21 protein-coding genes and 1 other RNA gene are annotated in these 26,548 nt (G+C 41.7%); 7 read left to right on the top strand and 15 right to left on the bottom strand.

The window, feature by feature from the left end:
* Positions 1-63 precede the first annotated feature (63 nt).
* From MMP72_RS07570 to MMP72_RS07545, 6 genes are all read right to left on the bottom strand, one after another.
* Entirely contained in the window at positions 64-1,077 is a 1,014-nt protein-coding gene (locus tag MMP72_RS07570) for a FecR domain-containing protein (RefSeq protein ID WP_241316008.1), read from the bottom strand.
* Positions 1,078-1,599, bottom strand: a complete 522-nt coding sequence (locus MMP72_RS07565) for a sigma-70 family RNA polymerase sigma factor (RefSeq protein WP_241316006.1) — start codon at positions 1,597-1,599, stop codon at positions 1,078-1,080.
* 78 nt (positions 1,600-1,677) lie between these two features.
* Positions 1,678-3,093 carry an efflux transporter outer membrane subunit gene (locus MMP72_RS07560; RefSeq protein ID WP_241316004.1) on the bottom strand — a complete coding sequence of 472 codons (1,416 nt, stop codon included), beginning with the start codon at positions 3,091-3,093 and terminating at the stop codon, positions 1,678-1,680.
* A 9-nt stretch (positions 3,094-3,102) separates the two neighbouring features.
* Complete coding sequence (locus tag MMP72_RS07555; RefSeq protein WP_241316002.1) at positions 3,103-6,210, bottom strand: efflux RND transporter permease subunit; 3,108 nt, start codon at positions 6,208-6,210, stop codon at positions 3,103-3,105.
* Complete coding sequence (locus tag MMP72_RS07550; RefSeq protein ID WP_241316000.1) at positions 6,207-9,293, bottom strand: multidrug efflux RND transporter permease subunit; 3,087 nt, start codon at positions 9,291-9,293, stop codon at positions 6,207-6,209. The genes MMP72_RS07555 and MMP72_RS07550 overlap by 4 nt, the downstream gene beginning before the upstream one ends.
* 4 nt (positions 9,294-9,297) lie before the next feature.
* Complete coding sequence (locus MMP72_RS07545; protein ID WP_241315998.1) at positions 9,298-10,509, bottom strand: efflux RND transporter periplasmic adaptor subunit; 1,212 nt, start codon at positions 10,507-10,509, stop codon at positions 9,298-9,300.
* A 238-nt stretch (positions 10,510-10,747) separates the two neighbouring features.
* Here MMP72_RS07545 and MMP72_RS07540 point away from each other — a divergent pair, with 238 nt between their 5' ends.
* From MMP72_RS07540 to MMP72_RS07530, 3 genes are all read left to right on the top strand, one after another.
* On the top strand, positions 10,748-11,263 hold the full coding sequence (locus MMP72_RS07540) for a sigma-70 family RNA polymerase sigma factor (RefSeq protein ID WP_241315996.1): 516 nt from the start codon (positions 10,748-10,750) through the stop codon (positions 11,261-11,263).
* Between the two features lie 23 nt (positions 11,264-11,286).
* Positions 11,287-12,243, top strand: coding sequence for a FecR domain-containing protein (locus MMP72_RS07535; protein WP_241315994.1), 957 nt, complete (start codon positions 11,287-11,289; stop codon positions 12,241-12,243).
* A gap of 66 nt (positions 12,244-12,309) precedes the next feature.
* Entirely contained in the window at positions 12,310-14,856 is a 2,547-nt protein-coding gene (locus MMP72_RS07530) for a TonB-dependent receptor (protein ID WP_241315992.1), read from the top strand.
* A gap of 85 nt (positions 14,857-14,941) precedes the next feature.
* Here the strand turns inward: MMP72_RS07530 and MMP72_RS07525 are convergent, their stop codons facing one another.
* The 6 genes from MMP72_RS07525 to MMP72_RS07500 form a co-directional block, all read right to left on the bottom strand.
* Entirely contained in the window at positions 14,942-15,277 is a 336-nt protein-coding gene (locus MMP72_RS07525) for a DUF3325 domain-containing protein (RefSeq protein WP_241315990.1), read from the bottom strand.
* A complete protein-coding gene (locus tag MMP72_RS07520) occupies positions 15,277-16,971 on the bottom strand; it encodes a PepSY-associated TM helix domain-containing protein (protein ID WP_241315988.1) in 1,695 nt (564 codons plus the stop codon). The genes MMP72_RS07525 and MMP72_RS07520 overlap by 1 nt, the downstream gene beginning before the upstream one ends.
* 4 nt (positions 16,972-16,975) lie before the next feature.
* The gene (locus MMP72_RS07515; protein ID WP_241315986.1) at positions 16,976-17,323 is read right to left on the bottom strand and encodes an iron transporter; all 348 of its coding nucleotides are present in this window, start codon (positions 17,321-17,323) and stop codon (positions 16,976-16,978) included.
* Positions 17,324-17,746: 423 nt separating this feature from the next.
* A complete protein-coding gene (locus MMP72_RS07510) occupies positions 17,747-17,947 on the bottom strand; it encodes a WHG domain-containing protein (RefSeq protein WP_241315984.1) in 201 nt (66 codons plus the stop codon).
* Between the two features lie 397 nt (positions 17,948-18,344).
* Positions 18,345-18,703: a transfer-messenger RNA gene (gene ssrA, locus MMP72_RS07505) on the bottom strand.
* Positions 18,704-18,895: 192 nt separating this feature from the next.
* On the bottom strand, positions 18,896-19,393 hold the full coding sequence (locus MMP72_RS07500) for a thioesterase family protein (RefSeq protein ID WP_241315982.1): 498 nt from the start codon (positions 19,391-19,393) through the stop codon (positions 18,896-18,898).
* A gap of 172 nt (positions 19,394-19,565) precedes the next feature.
* On the opposite strand from MMP72_RS07500, the gene hemB reads away from it, so the two are divergent.
* Complete coding sequence (gene hemB, locus MMP72_RS07495; protein ID WP_241315980.1) at positions 19,566-20,579, top strand: porphobilinogen synthase; 1,014 nt, start codon at positions 19,566-19,568, stop codon at positions 20,577-20,579.
* Between the two features lie 222 nt (positions 20,580-20,801).
* Positions 20,802-21,923 carry a glycine oxidase ThiO gene (gene thiO / locus MMP72_RS07490; RefSeq protein ID WP_241315978.1) on the top strand — a complete coding sequence of 374 codons (1,122 nt, stop codon included), beginning with the start codon at positions 20,802-20,804 and terminating at the stop codon, positions 21,921-21,923.
* On the opposite strand, the gene MMP72_RS07485 is transcribed toward thiO, so the two are convergent.
* Entirely contained in the window at positions 21,909-22,817 is a 909-nt protein-coding gene (locus MMP72_RS07485; RefSeq protein WP_241315976.1) for a TIGR01777 family oxidoreductase, read from the bottom strand. The two genes, thiO and MMP72_RS07485, sit on opposite strands and share 15 nt — an antisense overlap.
* 74 nt (positions 22,818-22,891) lie before the next feature.
* Positions 22,892-23,338, bottom strand: coding sequence for an ABZJ_00895 family protein (locus MMP72_RS07480; RefSeq protein ID WP_241315974.1), 447 nt, complete (start codon positions 23,336-23,338; stop codon positions 22,892-22,894).
* A 535-nt stretch (positions 23,339-23,873) separates the two neighbouring features.
* Here MMP72_RS07480 and MMP72_RS07475 point away from each other — a divergent pair.
* Positions 23,874-24,251 (top strand): VOC family protein, encoded by a 378-nt coding sequence (locus tag MMP72_RS07475; protein ID WP_241315972.1) that lies wholly within the window; start codon positions 23,874-23,876, stop codon positions 24,249-24,251.
* Positions 24,252-24,348: 97 nt separating this feature from the next.
* Here MMP72_RS07475 and MMP72_RS07470 read toward each other — a convergent pair whose 3' ends face one another.
* Positions 24,349-25,131: a crotonase/enoyl-CoA hydratase family protein gene (locus MMP72_RS07470; RefSeq protein WP_241315970.1), complete on the bottom strand. Its 783-nt coding sequence runs from the start codon at positions 25,129-25,131 to the stop codon at positions 24,349-24,351.
* A gap of 165 nt (positions 25,132-25,296) precedes the next feature.
* Here MMP72_RS07470 and MMP72_RS07465 point away from each other — a divergent pair, with 165 nt between their 5' ends.
* Positions 25,297-26,547 (top strand): exonuclease SbcCD subunit D, encoded by a 1,251-nt coding sequence (locus MMP72_RS07465; protein WP_241315967.1) that lies wholly within the window; start codon positions 25,297-25,299, stop codon positions 26,545-26,547.
* The last annotated feature ends 1 nt before the right edge of the window (position 26,548 follow it).

Genomic DNA, 26,548 nt, shown 5'->3' with positions numbered 1-26,548 from the left:
TATTGCTTCTATTTACTATGACGAACAGGAATCGAAAAAGTGGAACCAAAATTTTTAATTTTTTTATTTCTTTGAAGTCACAATCACAAGATAGGGCGTAATTTGATATATCTTTAGCTTTGGAAATGCACTTGCAAGTAGTTTTAGTGCATCTTGTGTTTGATCAAGTGGCAATACCGCATTGACTTGGATATCACGTAGTGCTGAATCATTAAAAATAATTTTTCCTTTATAATTCTGATCCAATTCTTTCAATACCTGATTGAGTGGCAAATTTTCGACCATGAGTTGGTGCTTGGTCCATTTTTGTTGTTCATTATAAATATTAAGCGTTGAAAGCCGTTCTAAACCATTCTGATCTATTCTCATCGCTTGCCCAGCGTCCACAATGGCTTGGCTTGCTCTGTTCTGATGATTCGTTTTCAGATGCGTTGCTTGCACTTTGACCTTGGAATGCAGCATTTTCAACTCAGTTGCAGAAGGTGTATAAGCAACGCTAAACGCTGTACCAAGAGCCTGTATTTGTCCATGGGATGTTTTTACAATAAAAGACCTATTTGGGTCTTTGGCAACATCGACATACACTTGTCCCTGTACCAATTCAACGATTCTTTGGTTTGCTTTAAAATCAATATTGACTGCACTTTTGCCACGGAGAATGATATGGGAACCATCTGGTAATGTTTGGGCTGTCCATTGAGCAGAATCACTCCGAATATCAGCGCTTATGTAGTGCACAGAGGTATCTGATAAGAATAAAACGCCCCCGCCCAATGCCATGAATACAATCGCAAAAGCACTACCAGCCCTTATATTTTTATAGACCTTTCCAGACCCAAGTCCTGCTTTAAGCGCAGATTTTGCAATTTTTTTATGCGGGTTACTATGTGATAACTTTTGAATTGATCCGATGCATCGTTCAATATCTGTCGCGATTTGCTGGTGCTGCGGACTATTTTTCTTCCACTGATTAAACTGTAGCTCAGCGTTGTGCCGAGTATCGTCATCGTCAGAGCTTAGCTGAACAATCCATTGCGCAGCTTCTTCCACAAGCTGATGATTATTATCTGTCGCCATTTATACAAGAACATCCATATCCATACGGGTTTGATAGCATTGCACTAAGCAACTGGCGAGATATTTCTGAATCATCTTTGTAGAAACGCCTAATTTCTCAGCCGTTTCCTTATGTGTATACCCTTCTAGATAATGTAAGATAAAAGCCTGCTGTGCTTTTTCAGATACTGCTTCCAAAGCTTTGCATAGTTGATTAATCGCTTGAATGATCTGCATTTGATCTTCTGGAGATGCAACTGCATCTAACATATATTCCATTTCACTTAAACCATCGAGATAGGCTTGCTCGATTCTTCTTCGTCGGACTTGATCAATCAGTAAATTTTTTGCAATCGAAGTGATATAAGCACGTGGTTCTTTGATCCCAAGCAGTTCATCACGTGTTTGTAAGATTTTAATAAATGTATCTTGAACTAAATCAGCAGCTTGCTCAGAGTTTCCTATCTTTTTTCGTAGCCAATGGTGTAGCCAACCTCTATGGTTTCTGTATAACTCATCAACTAACATAGAGGATTTGTTCACGATCATTCGACTCAAAAACAAGATATGCATAAATGATAATAATTATCATTTATAAAATCAAGAAAGAATAACAGAATCTTATCTCGCTGTGGGTAAATCATGGGCTACAACTCCTCCCCCCAATGCGGCCACCAACTGAGCAGAATTTTTGATATGAGATTGTTGTAGCTCCAATAAGCGCTCTTCAGCACCTAATCGCAAATTCTGTGCGGTTGCCACTTCCAGATAACTGACCAAACCTGCTTTATAGCGTTGGGTTGCAACACGCTCATTTTCAATTGAAAGCTTTAAAAGCTGCTGTTGTTCTTCAAGCTGTAATTGAAAGTTCGTTGCCTGAATCAATCCATCTTCGACTTCTTTCCAACCCGTCAAAACAGCATGTTTATAGGCTGCAAGTTTTTCCTCATAATTGGCTTGTGCCTGTTTAAGCGCTGCGTTGCGTTTGCCACCATCATATATCGTACCCATGGCTTTGATACCAATCGACCATACCGACTGAGGCGATTGAAATAGCGTACTAAATACCTGACTATTCAGTGCAGTATCCAGACCAATGCTAATATCGGGCAACCATGCGGTTTGGGCTAACCCAAGCTGGGCATGGGTCAAAGCGAGTTCCCGTTCACTACGGATCACATCGGGGCGTTGGCTCAAGAGACGACTTGGAATCTGTGTGGGGATCTTCGGCGTATTAAATTGATAAGCAGCTTTATTCAAATTAAACTCAGCCACACTTTTCCCAAGTAAAACAGCCAAGATATTTTCTTGTAAATAGCGGTTACGCTGTACTTCTAGTTGCTGAGTCACCACTTGCTTAAGCTGGGTTTCTGCTTGGATCACATCGGCACGTGCAATCAGGCCAGCTTGATACTGTTGTTGTAAAATGCGTACTGAACGTTCATAACTCTGTTGCGTCTGTTTAAGCACATCAAGTTTTGAATCGTACAAGCGAATATTCCAATAACTATCCGCTGCTAGTAACTGTTGGCTCAGCTTTATTGCAGCCAAATCCGCAGCCGAAGCCTGCACATTAGCCTGTTGCCCCTCAACTGCTTTGGCAACACGTCCCCACAGATCAGGTATCCAACTGGCGGTTAAATTGCTACTAAACTGGCGATTTGTCCCAAGATTTTTGGTTTCACCACGATTTGCAGCAGCCGCCAGATTCAACGTTGGCGAATAAGCTGCACCTTGTTCATCTAGCAACGCAATTGCATGTCGATATCGTGCTTCAGCTTGTTGTACGGTTAGATTCTGCTGATTGAGTTGCTGTACCAATCCTGACAATATTGGGTCATGGTAAATTTCCCACCATGCCTGCTTTTCGGTTGAAAGTGTTGATATCTCAACCCATTTCAAATCTGCATATTTATATTGCTCTGCACTCTGAATCGCTGGGTTTTCATAGATCGTAGGCCTGAGTGTTGAGTGACAAGCGGTCAAGAACATGATGCAACTGAGGCTTATAGAAAGTGTAAATACCATTTTTTTCATAAAGACTTCCTATTTGCTCCAATGAAAAACATTAATTTTCATCATCAAGTTTTTAAACAACTGAGCGATTTTTTCCAAAATTAAATACATCACAGGTGTGGTATACAAGGTTAAAAGTTGTCCCAAAGCCAGTCCACCGACAATGGCAATACCTAAAGGCTGGCGCATTTCAGCACCCTCTCCCCAACCTAATGCCAGTGGAATTGCCCCCAATAAAGCAGCCGTGTTGGTCATCAGGATAGGACGAAAACGTAACGTCGCTGCCGCAATAACGGCATCCATCGCTGTATGACCTTGACGACGCTGTTGGATGGTAAAATCAATCAATAATATGGCATTCTTCACCACAATCCCGATCAGTAAAAACAGGCCTAATAAAGCAATCAGACTAAACGAAATGTTAAACAGCCATAAGCTGAATAAAGCCCCCAAAGCAGCCGTTGGAATGGTCGATAGAATCGTAAATGGATGCACAACACTTTCATAGGTCACACCAAGAACAATAAAAATCAGCATGATCACTGCAACAATCAAAGCAGGTGTACTGAGTCCTGCCTGTAGGCTTTCACTTTCTACATCCCGATCTGTGGTTATAAAAATCTCTTTAGGCAACATAATCTTGGGCAATACGCTCCGAATCGCGGCATCAGCCTGTTCATAGCTATAACCGTTCTTCACCACATACCCAACACCCATTGCTGCATATTGATTACGACGATAAATACGGTCATTACTGATCCCATAAGACCATGTGGTGAAATTACTTAAAGGCACGGACTCACCTTGCTGATTGGGTACTTTGACATCTGCCAATGCTTCGGGATGTTCGGTAAAACGACGATCTACTTCCATCACCACATGAAACTGATCATTCTGATCATAAATGGTGGAAATCTGACGCTGTGAAAAGGAGTTATTGAGTACACTGGCAATACCGTCAATATCGACACCTAAACGCTTTGCTGCTTCACGATCAATATCCAGCGTGACATGCTGTGCTCCCTCATCGCCCTGTGTCTCGACTTCGTCTAATTCAGGCAGTTTTTTCATGGCTTCGGCAACTTTAGGCGCCCATTCACGCAGCAAGCTCACATTATCCGATTGCAGCAAGAGTAAATATTCCTGAGCATTGCCACTGGCAAAAGGATCATCCAACTGTAAATCCTGTTCTACACTGGCAGAAAAAACGGCACCTGCCTGCCAAGGTGCATTGCGCTTTAACCGTTCGACAACTTCTTTGGAGCTTAATCCATCTCGTTCGGCTTTCGGTTTAAGACTCACCATCAGGAATGAGTTGGTCATCCCGCCACCGCCACCCGAGGTACCCACCACATCCTGAACCGCAGGATCAGCAATCAGGGCTTGAGTAAAAGCAGCGATTTTGGGCTGCATAACTTGAAAAGAGAAACCATCATCACCTCGAATAAATGCCCCAACACGCCCTGTATCTTGTTCGGGTAACACACGTTTGGGCAGTAAATCATATAAATAGACCGAGGCAATGATTGCGCCTAACCACAACACCACGATGAGATAGCCATGCTTTAACACCCACCTTAAAGAACCAATATAAGACTGGGTTAGCTTTTGAATAAGGTCATGACTATAGCGATAAAGTTTTTGCGGTTGATGCTTGCTTAAAGGCTTTAAACAACGTGCCGATAAGCTCGGGGTTAAAACAAGAGAAACAAATACAGAGAGCACAATCACAAAGACCAAGGTCAGTGAAAATTCTCTAAACAAACGTTCAATCACACCACCCATGAACAAAACAGAAAGGAAAATCACCATCAATGCCAAGTTCATGGCGATCAAGGTAAAACCAACTTCCTGAATACCTTTTACAGCCGCTTGGAGTGGAGCACACCCCTGTTCGATATACCTTTCAATATTTTCCAGTACCACAATGGCATCATCTACGACCAAACCAATCGCGACAATCATCGCCATAATCGAAAGATTATTGAGAGAAAAACCAGCCAGATAAATCAGACTACAAACACCAACCAAGGTGACCAGCAATGCCATCGCTGGAATCACGGCACTTTGCAATCGGCCTAACATCAATACCACCACGATCACAACCAACAACATGGAGAAAATCAAGGTATCCCGTGCTTCACTCAAACTGGCACGAACAATATTCGAGCCATCCATCACCACGGTTAATTTCGTATCACTGGGAATTAACTGGCTTAATGCAGGCAATCTGGCCTTAATCTGATCAATGGTAGCAATGGTATTGGCATTCGGTTGACGACTGATTTTTAAAATAACAGCAGGTTGACCATTATGAAAACCACTGACATAACGGTTTTCAACTGAGTCCGTCACCTCCGCAATATCTTTTAAACGTACCACGCCAGCATCAGTTTGCTTAATCACCAGATTGGCAAAATCCTGAGCTGTTTTTAACTGGGTTGAGAGCGCCACTTGCCAACGCAATTGTTGTTGCTCAACCACACCCAATGCTTGCACCACATTACTGTTCGCAACCGCCTGTCGCACCTGCTCTAAAGAAACGCCCATAGAGATCAGGGCATTTGGATTAATGGTAATACGCACGGCAGGCATGGAGGCGCCATCAATCTCCACTTCACCGACACCACTGATCTGTGCCAGATTAGGCTGTAATTGATTGGATGCAATCTCATATAGCTTACCCGCTGAAAGCTGTGGTGAACTCAGCGCCAAATAGAAAATGGGGCTTTGGCTCGGGTTAATTTTGAAATATTCGGGCGGGCTTGGCATACCTGACGGTAACTGCGACATTGCCACATTAATCGCAGCCTGAACCTCACGTGCCGCTTCATTGATATCGGTATTTAAATCAAAATGTAAAACCACCTGTGTCGAGCTTTGATTACTGGATGAATTAATTGCTTTTACCCCAGATACCCCCATCATGGCACGTTCCAAAGGGGTCGCCACCGTTGCGGACATACTTTCGGGGCTTGCGCCTGGTAAATTAGCCCGTACCACAATCGTTGGAATATCTGCCTGTGGTAATGCTGCAACAGGCAAGCGCCAATAAGCCAATACCCCAAGTAAAATAATGGCAGTTGCAAGCAAGATACTGGCAACAGGGCGATGAATAAAAATAGACAGCAGGTTCATTCGAATGTGCCTGCCTGACCTGATACAACAGGTTCATCTTGATTCTGCTTTAGACCATCAAAGAACAGGTACACCACAGGCGTAGTAAATAAGGTGAGAACCTGACTCACCAATAAACCGCCTACCATCACAATCCCTAAAGGCTGGCGTAACTCAGCGCCTGAACCTGAAGCCAACATCAACGGAATTGCACCAACCAATGCGGCCAGTGTGGTCATTAGGATGGGGCGAAAGCGTAATAGTGCAGCCTGATAAATCGCCTGTTCAGCAGATAGGCCCTGATTGCGCTGGGCAGCCAAGGCAAAATCAACCATCATAATGCCGTTCTTCTTGACCAGACCAATCAATAAAATAATCCCAATCAGGGCAATCATATCCAGCGGTTGATTGACCATAAACAGTGCCAGCAAAGCACCAATCGCCGCGGAGGGCAAAGTAGAAAGAATAGTAATCGGGTGAATAAAACTCTCGTAAAGCATTCCCAAAACAATGTACATGGTCACAATCGCGGCAATCACTAACCATAAGGTATGTTGCTGAGAATTTTTAAATGCTGCTGCCGCGCCTTGTAATTGCAAATCTAGCTCAGGAGGCAAATCAAGACTTTGCTGAACCTGCTCAATCGCCTGAATTGCCTCACCTAAGGAGACATCCTTGGCCAAATTAAACGAAATCCCAACCGTAGGAAATTGAGACTGGTACTGTAAAATAATCGGTGCATGTTGTTGCGCAATAGTCGCAACCGAACTCAACAAGATTGCCTGTCCCTGTTTGTTATGAATATAGGTTTGATTAAGCGCTTCAATGCCTTGAGTTAATTTAGGGTCTAGTTCCAGTACAATTCGATATTGATTTGACTGGGTATATAAAGTCGCTATTTGGCGCTGCGCAAATAAATTCTGCAAAGCCAAACTAATGTCTTCAACGCTGAGACCTAGACGTGCTGCTGCATCACGATTGACCTCAATATAAGCTTGTAAACCCTGCCCCGAATCTTCACTGGTGACCTCTACAAATGCAGTATGTTGTGTCAATGCCTGTACCAGTTTAGGTGTCCACTGCTCTAATAGCTGGGCTTTCGGTGCAGTCAAACTCAGTTGATATTGGGTACGGCTAATTTTGTCTTCAATACTCAACTCTTGTACAGGTTGCATCCAACCTTTGATCCCCTGAACTTGAACAAAGTCTTCACGTAACCGAGCAATCACTTCAGCGGCTTGATCACGTTCAGCATGCGGTTTTAAATTGATCAGAATACGTCCATTACTTAACTTGGGATTATTGGCATCTACACCAATAAATGAGGACAAACTGGCCACCGCAGGATCTTTTAGAATGACCTCTGCCAACGCATGTTGACGTTCACTCATCGCCTGAAAAGAAATCTGATCTGGTGCTTCAGTTACCACTTGAATCACACCATTGTCCTGCACAGGGAAAAAGCCTTTAGGGATAAACCAGTATAGAAGTCCTGCCAAAACCACCGTTGCAAACATTACCATTAGGGTCAAGGCTTGATGTCGCAACACCCATTGCAGTAATTTTGCATAGTGCCCAATCACACGATCAAGATTCCATCGACTCGTTTTCTCTGTATGCTTTGCCGAGTCTTTGAGTAGATAGGCGCACATCATTGGGGTGAGTGTCAGGGAAACCACCAGCGAAATCGCAATCGCAACGGCCAATGTCACGGCAAATTCATGAAACAGCCGACCAACCACATCACTCATAAACAATAAAGGAATCAAAACTGCAATCAGGGAAATCGTGAGTGAAATCAGGGTAAAACCAATTTCTTTAGCGCCTTTTAAAGCCGCCTGTAACATACTCTCCCCTGACTCCCGATGTCGTGCAATGTTCTCTAGCATCACAATGGCATCATCTACAACAAAGCCTGTGGCAATGGTCAGCGCCATTAAAGTCAAATTATTGACCGAGAAACCGAGGAAATACATCAGCACAAAAGTGCCGATAATCGACAGTGGCACGGCAACACTGGGAATCAGGGTTGCGGCAAAATTGCGTAAGAATAAGAATGTAACCAGCACCACCAAACAAACGGCGAAAACCAATTCTTTTTGTACGTCTTTAATGGAGCTACGAATGCTTTCGGTGCGGTCAGTCAGCACACGGATATGCACGTTATCTGGGAGGTTTTGTTGCAGCTCGGGCAATATTTTTTTAATTTGATCTGCCACTTCGATCACATTGGCATTCGGCTGGCGCTGTATATTCACCAAAATCGCAGATTGGCTATCTGCCCATGCCGCCATATAACGATCTTCACTGCCCTCAATCACTTGCGCAACATCTTTTAAGCGAATCGGTGCGCCATTATTCCAACGTAAAATTAAATTCTCATAGTCTGCAACGGAACGCATCTGATCATTGGCATCGAGCATGGTAGAACGATAAGGCCCATCAAAACTGCCTTTGGGTTGATTGGCATTGGCTGCCGAAATCGCAGCACGGACATCTTCTGCACTCAGCTTAAATGCTGCCAATGCACTCGGATTCATCTGTACCCGAATCGCTGGACGCTGCCCGCCAGCCAAACTGACCATGCCCACACCTGAAAGTTGTGACAGCTTTTGCGCCACTCGGGTATCAACCATGTCGTAGACTGTGGTTAATGGCAATGTATCTGAACTAATCGCCAATGTAATGACAGGCACATCGGCAGGATTGACCTTGCGATAAATCGGCGGTGTCGGTAAATCATTTGGCAATTTGCTGCTGGCGGTACTTAGAGCCGATTGCACTTCTTGCTCAACAATGCCCAGTTCAGCACTCAGCTCAAATTGCAGGGTAATCACCGATGCACCGACTGAACTACTGGATGACATTTGCTTTAAGCCAGCGATCTTGCCCATTTCCCGTTCTAAAGGTGAGGTCATTGTGCGCTGGACGGTGTCTGGGTTTGCCCCAGGTTGAAAGGTATAAATCTGAATAATGGGATAATCGACCTGCGGCAAGGCAGACACAGGTAATAAACGCCAGACCAATAAGCCACTGAAAAACAGTGCCAACATCAATAATGTGGTGGCTACGGGTCGCAGGATAAAGAATCTTGAGATATTCATTTGATTATCCAGTCACAGTTTTTGCTAGCGCTGGATTTGCATGATCATCCTGAACAACTTGGACTTCCTGCCCCTCTGAAAGTCGATCAATGCCTTCTAAGACAACACGCTCATTGCCTTGTAAGCCCTCAAAAATTTCCGTTTGTCCTTGTGAAACCATACCCAGCTTGAGCATCCGAACTTCGGCTTTATTTTCTTTATTGATAATATAAACATAAGTCCCTTTTGCCCCATACTGAATGGCATCACTCGGCAAATGCACAGCATTATGCAGTGTCTTGGCATTTAAACGGACATTGACGAATTGATTCGGAAATAACGCATCATCAGCATTGGCAAAGACGGCTTTAACTTTAAGCGTCCCTGTATTGAGATCAATTTGATTATCCAATGCCTGTACCGAACCTGTCGCCAACTGTTTTTGTTCTGCACGATCCCAAGCACTCACACGGATACTTTGTTTATTTTTAGACGCTTCACGAACAATATCAAGATAGTTTTCAGCTACGGCGAACTGAATATAGATGGGATGAACCTGAGTAATACTCAACAAACCTGTTGCGTCATTGGCCTGTATCAAATTACCTGCGTCTTTCAGACGAAATCCGACTCGACCATCAATCGGCGCATAAATTTGAGTGTAAGACAGTTGCAATTTGGCTGCATCGACCTGTGCCTGATTGGCCTGTATTTGTCCTTTGAGCTGATTCACTAAAGCTTGTTGTTGATCAACCTGTTGCTTGGCAATCGAGTCCTGTTTATATAGCAATTGATAACGTGCCAATTCAGTTTGGGCATTGTGTAACTGGGCTAAGTTTTGTTGTTGTGTACCCTGAGCTTGAGCCAATGCGACCTGAAATGGTATAGGGTCAATCTGTGCCAGTAACTGCCCTTTCTTAATGTATTGCCCCTCTTGAAAATAGATTTTTTGCAGTACACCTGAAACTTGGCTTTGCACATTGACCATATTGGCAGGAACAACCGTACCAATCGCTTTAATCTCAAGTTGCAGGTCACCCCGCTGTACACCCACCACACGCACAGGAACAGGTTGACGCCACTGACTAAACGATTCTTGTTTTTCAGCTTGAGATTTTTTCCAATAATTCCATCCCCATGCCATCAGGATCATCAAGAGGATGAACCCAATCAACCATTTGATTTTGTTACGCTGAGAATGTGGTTTCGGTTCTAAATTAATGTGTTGTTCACTCATTACATTCTCTACTTGGTCAAACGAAAAGCATCGATAAGGTGGAATCGGGTATAGAAAACAAAAAATGTTCCCTTATATTTGGATAGTCGAATGGCAATCAAAATCAGCTCATCTCTTTATGTAAAAGTTTGTATACAATTTTATTGATATTAAGAACAATTATCATTATTATTTAAACTTATTTTTAAATATTTCCTTTTAATTGCACATCTCCTATCCAATTTGTGGACTTCCTGCTATGAACCTGAATGTAGAAAAACAGTTATGGTTTAGTGAAATTTATCGGTCTCAACAAACGACGCTCTTGTCATGGTTTAAACATAAACTCCAACACCACCATCAGTCCGAAGACCTGAGTCAGGAAGTTTTTTATCGCGCCTTAAAAAGTGAATATTGCTTTGAAAAAATTAAGGAGCCTCAAGCGTGGCTAATGGGGATTGCCAAACATGTGATTATTGATCATTGGCGACGTCAGCATGTGGAGCATCTTTATCTAGATGCCGTGGCACAACTGCCCGAGGAATACTTTCCATCTGCTGAACATGAAGTGTGTATCAGAGAAACCTTGTATCAGGTTCATTTAATGTTAGAAAAACTTCCAACCCGTACAGCGCAAGTCTTTTTAATGTCGCAACTGGATGGGATGACTTATCGGGCAATCGGTGAAAAAATGAATATTTCTGAAGCGACCGTTAAAAGAGATATGAAACAAGCTTTCTTGGCCTGCATAAGCCTTTATAATCAGGTCAGTTAAACGCACTGAAATTGCTGCCCCTTATGTCTCACCCATCTAAAATTCCTCCTCATGTCTTAGATGCAGCCGCAGATTGGCTGGTGTTATTGCATTCAGGAGAAATGACAGAAATCCAGCAGCAACAATTTGAACAATGGAAAATAGAAAAAAAACAACACGCTTTAGCCATTCAGCAGATTGAAAAATTCACCCAAGGCTTAACAGGGCTTGCAAATAACTTCCCCGCTGAATCTTTAGTCCAGTCCAATCAAAAATTTAACCAGATGACAAAACGGAATATGCTGTTCGGTCTTTCAGGACTATGTGTACTGGGTTTTGCTGTTTATTTGATGCCTTGGACAAAATGGCAATCTGATTATCATACTGAGGTCGGTGAAATTAAAACCATTCCATTAAAAGATGGTTCCCAACTGATTCTGGCAAGTGATAGTTATATTCAGGTGAATTTTTCCCAGCAGCTTCGACAAATTAAACTGATTGAAGGTGAAATTTATATTCAAACTGCAAAAGACCCTCAGCATCGTCCATTTATGGTTGAAACCAAAGATGGTTCTGTTGAAGCATTAGGCACCCAGTTTACCGTTCGCCAAGAGCATAATGACCAAACCAAAGTAAAAGTATATCAACATGCTATCGCCATCCAGCCACACACTTCTCCCCAACGTCAGATTCTGCAACAGGGTCAACGTGCGTTCTTTAATGGAAATAGAATTTCAAAGCCAATCCCACTTGAAAATGATCAACCTTATTGGACGCAACAATTGTTAGTCGTCGAACAGTGGCCGTTGCAAAAAGTGCTGGATGAACTGTATCGTTATAAAAAAGGAACCTATCTCATAGATTCTGAGTTGAAAAACATCCATATTTCTGGGGTATTTTCACTGAATAATACTCAACAAAGCCTCGAAACACTTGCTTATACCCATCAACTTGAACTGAGCTATTACAGCCCTTATCTGTTAAAAATAAAAAAAAGATAAAAACTTGATCCTTTTTTCGATCTTATCCGACTTATAGAGAAACACACTCCCAGTTGAGAAGACCACATGAAGGATTATCAGGCAAAAAGTAGATTGGCTTTGGCGATACGTGCAATATTATGGGGGATGCCTCTCGTTGTCAGCAGTATCGCAACAAGCGCTACCTACGCTGCAAGTGTACACAGTATTAGCATTGCACAAACCACGCTGGATCAGGCACTGAAGCAGTTAGCCATTCAGACAGGTACAACGATTAGTTATGACACTGCTGCGCTCTCAAAAATAAAGAGTGTTTCACTCAAAGGAAATTACGCTGTAGATGAGGCTCTGGCAATACTGCTTAAACCATCTACATTTGAAGCAGTCAAAGTTGACAATGCTGGATATAGCATTCAAGCCAAAGAAACTGTGGCTGCTGTTGAACCTAAAGTGGTTCAATTAGAGACGATTCGTACCAAGGCAAATGCGACCGAAGCGAATACCAACAATCAATCTGGCGCAGCGCAATTACCAACCATTCATTTGAGTGCTGATAAAGGTAACAACCTCACCACAGAGGGTTCTGGATCATATACAGCACAAGCAACAACAGCTTCTACGGGTTTAGCCTTGAGCTTAAAAGAAACACCACAATTGGTCAGCGTGATCACCAATCAACAAATGAGAGATCAGAATCTCACGCAACTGACCGATGTCATTACACAAGCTGCAGGTTTAACCATTAACCAAATGGGGAACATCGGCAGTGATAACTCACCTGTTTATGCACGCGGCCAAACGGTTGATAACTATTTGCTCGATGGCGTAAAGCTTATGAGTTCGTATACCAGTATTTTTCAAAGTCAGGATACTGCTTTATTTGACCGTGTTGAAGTGGTACGTGGCGCCAATGGTTTAATGACGGGGGCAGGCTCTGCCAGTGCCAGTATCAACATGGTGCGAAAGAAACCGTTACAAGATTTTAAAGCATCTGTGAGCGCAAGTGCTGGTTCATGGGATACTTATCGTACTGATGTCGATGTCTCAGCGCCATTAAATGCCTCGGGCAGTGTTCGTGGTCGTACCATTTTAGCCTATCAAACAGGTGACTCTTATCTTGATCGTTATAGTGAAGAGCGTGAAATTGCCTATGGTGTTGTTGAAGCAGACCTCACAGAAAAAACCAAAGCCAGTTTAGGAGTCAGCTATCAAAAAATGGATATTTCAGGTATTGCCCGCGGTGGTTTACCTTCATTTTACACAGATGGCAGTCTAATTGATTGGTCACGTTCGGATTCAAATGCTGCTGACTGGACCTATTCAAATCGTACAACAACTGCATATTTTGCAGATGTAGAGCATCAATTTAACCAGCACTGGAAACTCAAAGGTACTGCCTCAAGAACAGTTACAGCCTCTGATGAAGTCGTCGGTTATATCTATTCAAACGGTATTGATAAACAAACGGGCGCGGGAGCTTTGATCTATGCAACCCGCTGGGATTATAAACCAACGCAAGATCTATTTAACTTAACTTTAAATGGTTCTTTTGACTTATTTAGCCAAACACATGAAATGGTTTTAGGTACAACTTACGCTAAAAGTAAAAATAAACGTCCAACCTATTCTGGCTGGAACAATGGCATGACATGGGATGGCGATCTAGATAATATTTTTGCTTGGGATGGACATAATCCAACTCGCCCAGCGACCATAATTGATGGCGCTTACAGTGGTGATGATCAGAGCCAATCCGTATTCGGTGCATTACGTCTAAAACTGACTGATCCACTGGCGGTGATTTTGGGTACTCGCGTAGAAAACTGGCAACGCGTTACTCGCAACTTTAATACCGCAGATGAAGTCACATCATATAAAAAACAGCAAGAAAATGGCGAAGTCATTCCATATTTCGGTATCACTTATGACTTCACAGACCAATGGACAGGCTATGCCAGCTATACCACCATTTTCTCTCCACAAGATAAAGTAGATATTCAAGCAAACTATTTAGAGCCTCTGATCGGGAATAGTACCGAACTGGGGATTAAAGGTGCTTTCTTTGACAATCAGTTAAATATTGGAGCTGCCATTTATCAAACCCAAGAAGACAACAAAGCGGTAGAAGTTATTGACGCCAATGGCAATAAAGTAAAAATCATCGGTCCAAGCGGCAGTGAAGTTCAAGCTTATCGTACCGAATCTGGAACAAAAAGCCGTGGTTTTGAAATCGAAAGTACAGGAAAACTGACAGATGTATGGCAAGTCTCTGCAAGTTTTTCACGTAATCTCTCTCAGGACAACAAGGGCAAAAATTTAAATACCAGCATCCCGAATAATACGGCCAAACTATTTACCACTTATACCCTGCCTTATCTCGATGAAGCACTGACAATTGGCGGTGGCCTTCGTTGGCAAAGTGAAATTTATCAAGATGGCGGACCAAATGGTGCTCGGTTCACACAAGACAGCTATGCTTTAGTTGATTTAATGGCACGTTATAAAATCAATGAAAACCTGTTGGTTAACTTCAATTTAAATAACCTCTTTAATGAGAAATATCATTTGGCTACGACCAATAGCTATTATGGTGCGCCAACCAATTTTAGAGTGGGTTTGAAATATGATTGGTAAGCCAAACTAGCCTTATATTTCATTCACAAATAAAAAGAGGAAACTTTCGTTTCCTCTTTTTATTTAACGTCGATATAACGAAAGCTTAAATCAAAGTCACAATCAACAGCAGCCCAAATAAAACAGTCACAATCACATTCGCCTGAAAAAGTTTTTTAGGTTGATACGTTAATAATAACCCCACCGCCAAAGCAGCAAAGGTGATACACCCCAACCACTCAGATAAACCGACCGAAGCACCTTTAAAATAAATAGTGACCACCGCAGAAATAAATAGAATCACCCAGCCTGCAATTTCAAAGCGTCGGCTGTTTTTAGCAGAGATTTGAACAGTAAAAATATCGCGCTGATGCTTACTCATTCCACAAGCCAAACTCGACAAGGCCGCCACAACAACACACCACAACATCAATGCTGCCATTATGCTTGCTCCTGTGTAATCTGTGCTTTAGGCTGTTTTTTCTGCTTCACAGCTAAACCTTGGTAACGCTTTAACTTGTAGTAAGAATAGATAAAAATCAGACCCAAAATAATACACACCAGATCAAAACTGGCGATCATCCATTGTCCATGATAGATACTCATCCAAAGTGCCTGCCCGCCTGTAAGGAAATTGAGAATCGGCATAAACAGGAACAGTACGGCTGCTAAAGCCAGTTGTTCCAGCCATGCAGGACGATGGGCTCGGATAGCCGCATGAATTAAACACACAAGCCATACGATAAAGAACACATTAATCTCTAGCGGAGAACGTTCTGCGAGTTGGGCTGGGATAAAACGATTGGCAATAAAATAAGCTGCACAGGCAATCGGTAAACCTGTGATTGCCGTAATATTTAGCGCCTCAACCACACGGTGACCAAAAGGCTTATAACCAAGTTTTTGTACATCTGGAATCCGTTTTACGACCCATAAGATCAGACCAGAAGCCACCATCATGGTGCCCAGCACCCCTGATAAAAATAATAACCAACGCAATACCGAATCTACCCCATGTGCCATATGTAACCATGTCACTAAGGTATAAATGGCCTTCGATGTTGAATTAACAGGTTTGGCTTCATCAATCAGTTGTCCTGTCACAGCATTAAACTTTAATGAAGGAATACTTTCTCGATCAAGCAATGTGGTGGTACGGGTTGCATTAAATTGCACGTCTGCTTCAACCGTATTTGGTTTATTCACTCGAATCGATGCAATCGGATTATCTCCCCAACCTTGCTGAACCTGTTGACTCAATGTCACCAAATTCACCATTGGTGCGGCTGTAAGCACTGGCACTGATTGTTCAGATTCACCGCGACGGCCACCGCCTCGATTGCCACGCCCTTCTGCTGCTTCTTTTTGTTTTTGCTCTGCGAGTAGACGTGCTTGCTCAGGCGTTTTGGCAACAGGTTCATTCAGCATTTGATAGAAATTCTGACCATTTCCATAATGACTGTTCATCGCCCATGGCATAAACATAAACATCAACAGCAACAAGCCACTAAAGGTGATCATAATATGGAAAGGTAAGGCAAACACTGCTGTTGCATTATGTGCATCGAGCCATGAGCGCTGACCTTTGGCTGGACGGAAGGTAAAGAAATCTTTGAAAATCTTTTTATGGGTGATAATACCGCTGATAATCGCCACAAACATGAATAAAGTTGCGATACCAACGATCCAACGTCCCCAAATACGAGGCATACCATACAACTCAAAATGGAAGCGATATAGGAAGCCTCCGCCACGCGTTTCACGGGCTTTAATTTCCTGCCCGGTTTGTGCATCTAAATATATTTCACCACCACGACGGCGACCTTCACCTGGCTTACGAATATTGAGCATAATGGCGGGTTGGCGTTCATTGGCAAAACGGATATTCCAGCTTTCGGCAGGTTGTCCATTTTGATGCAAATACTGTAATGCATAGCCCAGTTGTTGTTGCTGTGAAGTACTATTCACAGACTGATGCAATTCAGGTTTCATCCAAACCGTAATTTCATTTTGGAAAAAACTAAGCGTACCCGTAAGAAAAACCGCGTAAAGCAACCATCCTAAGAGCAAACTGATCCATGTATGCAACCATGACATCGACTGGCGTGGACCTTCATTTTTACCATCAACACGCATCACATTACCCTTTTAAAAACCAATAGATCACAGTCATCAATACACTTGGAAAAATGATCCCTAACCAGACTTTCAAAGTCGAGTTGACCAGAAATACCCAAATGAACACGGCACAATGAATCACAAAAGCCAGCATGGTTGCAGCAAAGACGGCATTGGCTTTGGATGGTTCAGTTGAGAACAAGAAACCAATCAACGTTGCAGCAATCGCAGCAAAGTAATAGCCACCAAAAATTGCCAAGATAAAACGTGAAAAAATCATCAATCGATATTTAATCAATGATGATTGTTCAACCTTCTTTTTCGCGACCCTTTTGGCGGAAGCCAAGGGCACAGACGCTTCAATATTCATAGAAATACCGAGAGAAATGATGATTAGAGAGAATAGTCATTTCTATTTAAGGGAGAGATTTGAAAGAAGACTTAAGACAGAAATAAGATTGATAACCACAAACATCACTAATTTTTTAAGTCATCTCCTCTTTGACTATGATCAATTCTCAATTGTTAGAGAACCTAAGAGATAAATTTCGCGCTTAAACATGAAAACCTTAATTCATTATTAAAAACTCTGTGAATAATATATAAAAATAGCATCAATAACAATAATGATAATTATTATCAGGTTTAATCTGATTAAAAAGTTAGCAAAGTAGCTTAGGCAAGCTAAACCAGCCAAAATCACATTGGAGGATATTTGAAATATCGACAGTTATAAAATATCAATTACGCACTTCACATCTCTGCTAATCGTTACAACTAACAATTTTATTACTCAAACCAAAGTCATTTGATTTTTAAAAATAGAATCAATCAATTCACCAACATTTTCAGTAATATGCTGAAACTGTCCATTTAATAACAACACACTCACGCCATGCACCAGACTCCATGCTTGGGCAGAAAATGTAATGACACGAACATCATCGATCCCAACATCTGATCTCGGTTTAAAAATTGTTGCTTCAAGCTCCATTGCTCCTCGAAGTACAGAGAATGGAAGTGGTAAACCGCGGTCAAGTTTAAAACTAAACTCTTAGCTCAGCTTTTACAGAGATTTCTGACACCTGATCGATGACTTTATTCTGAATCATATTTTTCACTCACTGCCCCATCTTCATTCCGAATGCGGTACTAACTCGCTTTTTGGGTATTGAGATTCTGAACATCCGCCTTAAACCCTGCTTCCGTACTCTTTTCATCAAACTGCTTGGCTAGGGTATACGCGTATAACATACGTATAACAAGTATATTTGATTAGGTGTGATCAATTTTACTGAGTTATAGGCAACAAAAAAGCCTTGAAACTATTACGTTTCAAGGCTTTCATGCTTAAACTTCATCTAACTTTGATTAAGTTTAATTTACAATTTTGGTGGAGATGGCGGGAGTTGAACCCGCGTCCGCCAGCACTACACTCGAGAATACTACATGCTTAGATATCGTCTACTATTTTAACTCTTTGTGACCCGACGAACAGGGTACAAATCGCGATCCTCTTAGTTTGGTATAAAGCCCCGAGGCTTGGCTCTATACGGACTTGTGTGCGTGCGCTACAGTCGGGTTCACTAACCACAAGTATTCAGTGAAGCGGACAAGCTGCCCTTAGGCAGCTAGAGCGTAAGTTTCGTCGTTTGCGACTAAAAAATGCAAATTTGATTTACGAGAGAAAATGCGCTCTCGGCATGCATCTATAAGTTTCATCACCAGCGTCGAAGCCAATAACATCCCCATAGTTGAGCGCACATCATAGCATAGATGATTGAAATTAAAATCCTAATTTCTAACCAATCAGCAAAATATACACTCGCTCCTTGTATATAGTGTCTTAAGTAACGATTTCAAGCCTAAAACCCAATTTTATATTGCGTCAGATTCCGACACGTTAAAAAGCAGCTCAGAAATTTAGTATTCAGCAGATGAATTAAAATGCATAAGATGCGATTGCGGTTGCGATGGGTTTATCTTCATCATTGACCATAGTCATTCGCATGGTACAGCCCTTGCGCCCTAAACGAAGCGTTTCTGCACGTGCGATAAAGAATTTCCCTCGACCAGGTGCAAGATAATCAACACGCATATCAACTGTTGCCAAGCGAGAGACTTTTTTAATGGTATCTGGGAGATCTTCTGGTGTTGCACGACGATACAATTGTTCCATCGCCACCACACCACCAATACTATCCAATAAGGTTGCTGCAACACCACCATGTAAAATCTGAAATGCTACATTCCCCACCAATTCTGGCTGCATTTCAAAATAGCCTTCAATTTGATCATCAACAACACGCATGACCATGCCGCAGTATTTAAAAAAAGGACAGGCATTAAATGCTTTACAAAGTTGTTTCAAGACCACGTCATGGTCTGCTTTCGCACCTAACTGAATATTACCCGTCCAGTTTCTCTTTACATCATTCATACGCTGCCAACATCCAAAGGAACGATAAACATCCCATTATTTTGTACAAATCTAAAAATATGGGGCTACAATAGCGAGGTTCTTTAATTGACCTAAGCTGCTAAGTTCTCCCCTAGCATGACTTAATTCGTTCAATTATCCCTATAGTGTAATACTGAACACCGAGATTGTTATGACTTATACGTTCAATCGTCCAGCTTTTCCTGCGACTCGCATGCGCCGTATCCGTAAAAATGACCAACTTCGTGCGATGGTCAGTGAAACACAACTCACCGCTAATCATTTGATTTATCCAGTATTTGTATTACCGGGACAACAACAAACTCAAGACATTCCAAGCATGCCAAATGTGCAGCGCTTATCTGCTGATTTATTACTCAAAAAAGCCGAAAGCTTATTAGAACTGGGCGTATCAAAACTTGCTTTATTCCCTGTTACCCCACAACAAGATAAAAGTTTAACGGCAGAAGCGGCATGGCATGAAGATGGTTTAGTTCAAACAACTTGCCGCCTGCTCAAAAAAGAATTACCAGAAATGGTGCTCATTACCGATGGCGCACTTGATCCTTATACCACGCATGGTCAGGATGGCATTATTGATGATACAGGTTATGTCTTAAACGATGAAACGGTTGAATGCTTAATTAAACAAGCCCTCAGTCATGCAGCAGCAGGTGCAGATGTGGTTGCACCAAGTGACATGATGGATGGACGTATTGGGGCGATTCGTCAAGCACTTGAACAAAATGGTTTCATTTACACCAATATCATGGCCTATTCAGCGAAATACGCATCGAGCTTCTATGGCCCATTCCGTGATGCAGTCGGCTCAGCAAGCAACCTCAAAGGTGGCAATAAATACAACTACCAAATGGATGTTGGCAATCGTGCCGAAGCCTTACATGAAATTGCACTGGATATTCAGGAAGGTGCAGATATGGTGATTGTAAAACCAGGAATGCCTTATCTGGATGTGGTCCGTGAAGTGAAAGATACTTTTGGCGTTCCAACTTTTGTTTATCAAGTTAGTGGTGAATATGCCATGCTGGCGGGTGCAATTCAGAATGGCTGGTTATCTGATAGTGTAATTTTAGAATCATTGATGTGCTGCCGTCGTGCTGGCGCAGATGGGATCTGGACCTATTTTGCTGAAGAAGCAGCACGTAAACTGAAAGAGATGAGATAGGATTTCTCCTGACAAGTCCCTTTAATAAAGGTAAGACTGTCAAGCTTAACCTCTCCCTAACCCTCTCCTAAAAATAGAGGGAAATTTAAAAATCCTATTAAGGTATTGAATTTGTCGAAGTCTCTCTACTCTTAAGAGGGGGATTTAGAGAGAGGTAAAATAACAACTTGACGACCCTACTTTTTTAAAGGGAAATTAAAAATATACTGGTTTAACTTTATTATGCATATTGCCATCATTGGTGCAGGGATTAGCGGCTTAATGACTGCACTTGAGCTTGCTGAACAAGGCTGTTCTGTCGATATTTTTGATCAACAACAAGCGGGTCAAGCCGCTTCGTGGGCGGGTGGTGGTATCCTCTCCCCGATGTATCCTTGGCGATATGCGCCTGAAGTCAATCAACTTGCTCAATATGGCAAATCTCTATATCAGATGTGGAATGAAAAACTATACCCCATCACAGGGATTGATTTTCAAATCCACGATACAGGTATGTTGATTTTTGATCAGGATGACTTCCAAATAGGTTTGGAATATGCTGAAAAATATCATGAGCCGATGCAACGTTGTGAATACTTAACAGGCGATGACATCCAACAGGTAAATCAGCATATCTCTGCGGACTTCGAACAAGCAATCTATTTCCCAGAACTGTCTAATATCCGCAATCCTCGCTTACTCCAATCACTGATCAGCTATTTAAAACAACACCCTTCAGTTCAATTCTTTGAACATTGTCCAATTGAAAAACTGATCATTAAAAATAAAAAGATCCAAGGTGTACAAACAGAAGATGGTCAAAGCTTTTTTGCTGATCATGTGGTGCTTAGCTCAGGTGCATGGAGCCAGCACTGGGCTGAACAAATACAGCGAAAAATTCCTGTGCACCCTGTACAAGGTCAGATGCTACTGTTTAAAACCCCTGAAAATTGGCTACCCACCATGTGCATGAATCAAGTGATGTATCTGATTCCGAGACAAGATGGGCATATCGTTTGTGGTTCAAGTATGGCGGAGTGTGGATTTAGTACCGCTATTGATCAACACACGCAACACGATATTTTAACGGCTTGTTTAGAAATGGTTCCTGAGTTGGAACAGTTCCCAATTGTAAAACGTTGGGCAGGTTTACGCCCAAGTTCACCACATGGTATCCCTTATATTGGTGCGATGCCTGACATAGAAAATCTATGGGCTAACTTCGGACATTTTCGTAATGGACTATGTATGGGCGCTGGATCAGCGCAACTTTTACGCCAGTTGATTTTAGGGCAAGAAACCATTGCCAATCCAACTGCTTATTCTCCTCAACGATTACAGAATCTAGCCTTAGTCACGCATTAAAATTTGTTGTAATGCCGATTCCAGATTGGGATAACTAAATTCAAAACCATGTTCTAACAACGCGCTTGGTTGTACATATTGTCCATTTAAGATCAGTTGTGACTGTTCACCTAAGCCCCATTCAAAGATACATTTTGGCATATGCATAAATGGTTTACGTTTTAAAACGTAAGCCGCAATACGGGCAAACCGCTGTTGATTGGATTGCTCAGGAGCAACAAAATTATAAACCTTTTGCACACTTTCCAATTTCAATAAAAACAAAATGGCGCGCAGCACATCCTCAATATGAATCCAGACTACAGGTTGCAGCCCAGTGCCAATTTTACCGACCATATTCAATTTAATCGGTAAAAGCATCTGCGGTAAAATCCCACCATCACCCGCAAAAACAACACCTAAACGAATGATCTTGGTGTTTTGATTGGAAAATTTTAATGCTGCCTGTTCCCATGCTTGGCATAGTTCCGACATAAAAATATCCTGCGGAGGTGAATTTTCATCAGACACAGTCGCCCATTGTTCAGTCGGATCAATCCCGTAATAACCGATCGCTGAACCTGAAATAATACATTTAGGATAAATCTGTTTGCGCTCTAACCATTCATAGAGCTTTTCAGTCATGCCAACTCGGCTTTCAATGAGTTGCCTTTTGCGTTGCTCGCTCCAGCGTTTTTGTCCAATATTTTCCCCAGCCAGATTAATCACATAGTCTATTTCTAAGCGCTGAATCTGTTCTAAATCACTCACCCAAGTTAAATGTGGGTGCTGAGAATGCTTTTGTTTTTGTCGAGTTAAGGCAATGACTTGATATTGTTGTTCTAATAGGAACGGTAAAAGATGAGAGCCAATGAAACCACTCGCTCCAGTGACCAGTACAGTCAATTTTTGCATGGCGCTACCTATCAAAAACGATATGTATAAGTAGCTATAACAGAATAAAAATGAATTACAAGATAACTGTTAAACTATCCAAACATCTTATATGCCATTCGCTGTGCTTGCTTGCCATAAAACCAATAGGTAATTAAAAATAATGGAATCGCCAGCATTAGCCACATCGCTAGGACAGTCAGCAAAAATTTAGGCTGTTGCAAATACAAGAGGAAGTTCTGCCAGACCTCAGGATCTTTACGGGCAAAGAAGAATAGACCCAACAACAAGCCCAATACGTTATATCCCCAAAAAATCAGGGTAAAAGCGAGTGTTAAACGTTTTTTCTCTTGAGCAGTTGGTGCACGTTGTTGTTGTTTTAAAAATTTGAATAATACAAAAATGATTGCAATCAAATAAGGGAGTGCTGTGAGTATACCTCCTATACTATTTGGTAAAATCGCAGCCAGCACACCAGCCAATAAAGTCGAAACGAGGCAAATGACAAAAAACCATAAATAATACAAACGCAATGAAATCATAAACATATAACCAATCAAGTCGACCCTAATAAATGATTATAGATTTTTTTTACTTTTTTTTCATTTTTATGTCAACCAATCTGCATTTAGTCTCGTTATATAGAGTACAAGGTCGCAGCAACCGAATCTACATTGCACGGCATCCGCAACGTTCGGTGACCTTTCATTATGACTTTCCTCTTCGGAATTGGTTTTGTTAGCAGCCAAAACTTATGATGAAGATTTGACCGACGATTTATCATCACTCGAATCGTCGGTTTTTATTTGCCTAAAATTTGTGTTTTAAATCGCATCGACAACGTAGATTTTAATCTGTTCAGCATCACCGCTTTGCTCTTAGAGTTCTAGTTTATTCGCTAATTTGATTACTTCATCAATTTTCAATACGTTTATCTGAACATCATTAAGCTAATAAAATTCACTTTTTCAATCAAGTGATACTCAGCCACAGAACATACTTACATAAACCGTTATGTTTACATCACGAGATATATTTAGAATGATTCAACCAAAATAAAGACAAAGGAATAAAGACATGAATGCAATTATTTATTTTGAAATCCAATCTTCAAATCCACAACGAGATACAGCTTTTTATGAATCGACTTTTGGCTGGAAGTTTGAAAAAGTAGAGGATTTACCGATTGAATATTATCGTATCGAAACCGATGGCATTCATGGCAGTTTATTACAGCGTCCTGTAGCAACGCCACCCACTGAGTGTGGCACCAATGCTTTTACCTGCACCATCGAAGTAGCGAACTTCGACGAAACTGCCGCCAAAATTTTAAGCCTAGGCGGTATCATCGCTATGGATAAATTTGCTATTCCAAACCGTTGTTGGCAAGGCTATTTTTTGGATTTAGACAACAATGTTTTTGGGATTTGTGAAATGGATGAGAATGCGCAATAATTTTTCCAATACCGTCTCAAATTGGGTTTATTGATACAAAAACCCTTAATAAAAATTTCAACCGACGACTTGAATTGGAATCGTCGGTTTGTATTTTCTAATGACCTTTAAATTGAGGTGGACGTTTTTCTAACATGGCACGCACACCTTCTTGTGCATCTTGCGATACAAATAGTGGCATGAGATAGCTGTTCATTTTTCCAAATGCAAATGTCTGGCCTTGTGTAACGGCATCTGTAGCAGAAGCCAATAAAGCTTGTACTGCAAGTGGTGCGGATGTACAAATCTCTGTGGCAATTTCGATTGCACGTTCAAGCTGTTTGCCTTGTTCAACGATCTCAGAAATAAGATTCAGTTCATACGCGATTTTGCTATCAAAGGTCTTACCTGTTAACAAATATGGCATGGCTTTTTGCCAACCAGCAGCCTGCACAAATCGCACAGTTGCCCCACCAAAAGGCATGATGCCGCGTTGAACTTCGAGCTGTCCAAATACGCTATTGTCACTGGCAATCACCACATCAGCATTGAGCATCAACTCCACCCCTGCGGTATAACAGATCCCTTGTACAGCCACCACTACAGGCTTGGTTCGTTGTCTGCCCCCCGTTCCCCAAGGGTTAATTTGATTTTCATCAAAATTGAAAATTCCCTGTGAAATTTTTGACTGTAATTCAACGAGATCTAAACCTGCGGTAAAGTGATCACCATGGGCAAAAATCACGGCGCAGCGTAATTCAGGATCATTTTCATATTCAGTTAAGGCTTGTGATAAATCTGAAATCAGATGGCTGTCAAAGGCATTGCGTTTTGCTGCTCGGTCTAGCCCAATTAATATGATATGGCCAATAATTTCGCGGCTTACTTTACCTAAGCTCATTTTCTATTTCCTCATTTTTATATGATTGCCTGATTACCAAACTAGATGATCGCTTAAAGATGATCAATGATTATCTTGTACAGCATTTTCTGCTCCGTAAAGACTCTACTTTCACATTGAATACGTGCTACCTTATTCTGGTTAATTTCATCTTTAGACTCATTTATGACTGTGCGTTTTTTTCATACTTCTGACTGGCATTTGGGGCAGTTTTTTTATAACCATTCCCGCCATTACGAACATGAACAGTTTCTGACATGGTTACTTGAACAAATCAAACTAAAACAGCCACATGCTTTGTTGATTGCAGGTGATATTTTTGATGTGATCAATCCAAGTTCACAAGCACAAAAACAACTCTATCAATTCCTAGCCGATGCACATGAAATTGCACCTCAGATGCAAACCTTGATGATCGCAGGCAACCATGATTCAGGTTATCGCATCGAGCAAGTTGAACCCCTTTTAGAAAAATACAATGCCAAAACAGTCGGGGTGATCCGTTGGAATGATGATAAAACACTTGATCTAGAACGTTTAATTTTGCCAATTTTTGATGAGCAAAAACAGATTGTGGCATGGTGCATTGCATTGCCCTTTTTACGTTCCGCTGAAATCACAGGCTTTAATGAACACACCACGCAGAGTCAAAGTGCGATTGCCTACCTACATCAACAGTTAATCGCTGAGGCAAAACGCAGAAAAACCGATGAGCAAGCCTTAATCCTGATGTCACATGCACATATGCAAGGCGGCGAAACCTCAGATTCAGAACGCCCGATTATCATTGGAAATGAAGAAGCCCTTTCCACCACACTTTTTGATGACGTGATTGATTATGTGGCGCTCGGACATTTGCATAAACCACAAAAAGTACAACATCCACATATCCGTTATAGCGGTTCCCCAATTCCACTTTCTTTCAGTGAAATCAACTATAAACATCAAGTGGTTGAAGTAACCCTTGACCCATCTAAAGATGAAAATAAATTTGAGTTTGAAGCCATCGCCATCCCGCGATCCATACAACTACACAAGATTAAAGGCGAACTCACGGAAGTAATGCAACGACTTAAAAATCTGCCCAATGCAGTCATCAAAAATATTGACCACCGAGAATATGTCGATATTGAATATCACACTGCTACCCCGCCTCAACCCAATTTAAGACAACAATTTGAAGATGCCTTACCCAAAGATCGCTATCGTTTGGTAAGGATTTCAAGACAATATTTATCCAATGAAAATAGTGCTGAGCACAAACAAAATATTAGCCTTGAGCCGCCCACACCTGAAAAGCTATTCCAGCAAATCTGGGAGAAAAAAGGTTATAGCACTGATAATGATGTCACCCAAGACTTTTTGTGTTTGGTTGCCGAAGCACAAAAACAACTTGAAGATGATCACCAAAATTAAA

This window comes from Acinetobacter sp. NIPH 2699, from assembly GCF_022549355.1.
GTDB lineage: Bacteria > Pseudomonadota > Gammaproteobacteria > Pseudomonadales > Moraxellaceae > Acinetobacter.
Note: the sequence above shows the minus strand (reverse complement) of the source record. Positions and strands in the feature narration are given on the sequence as shown.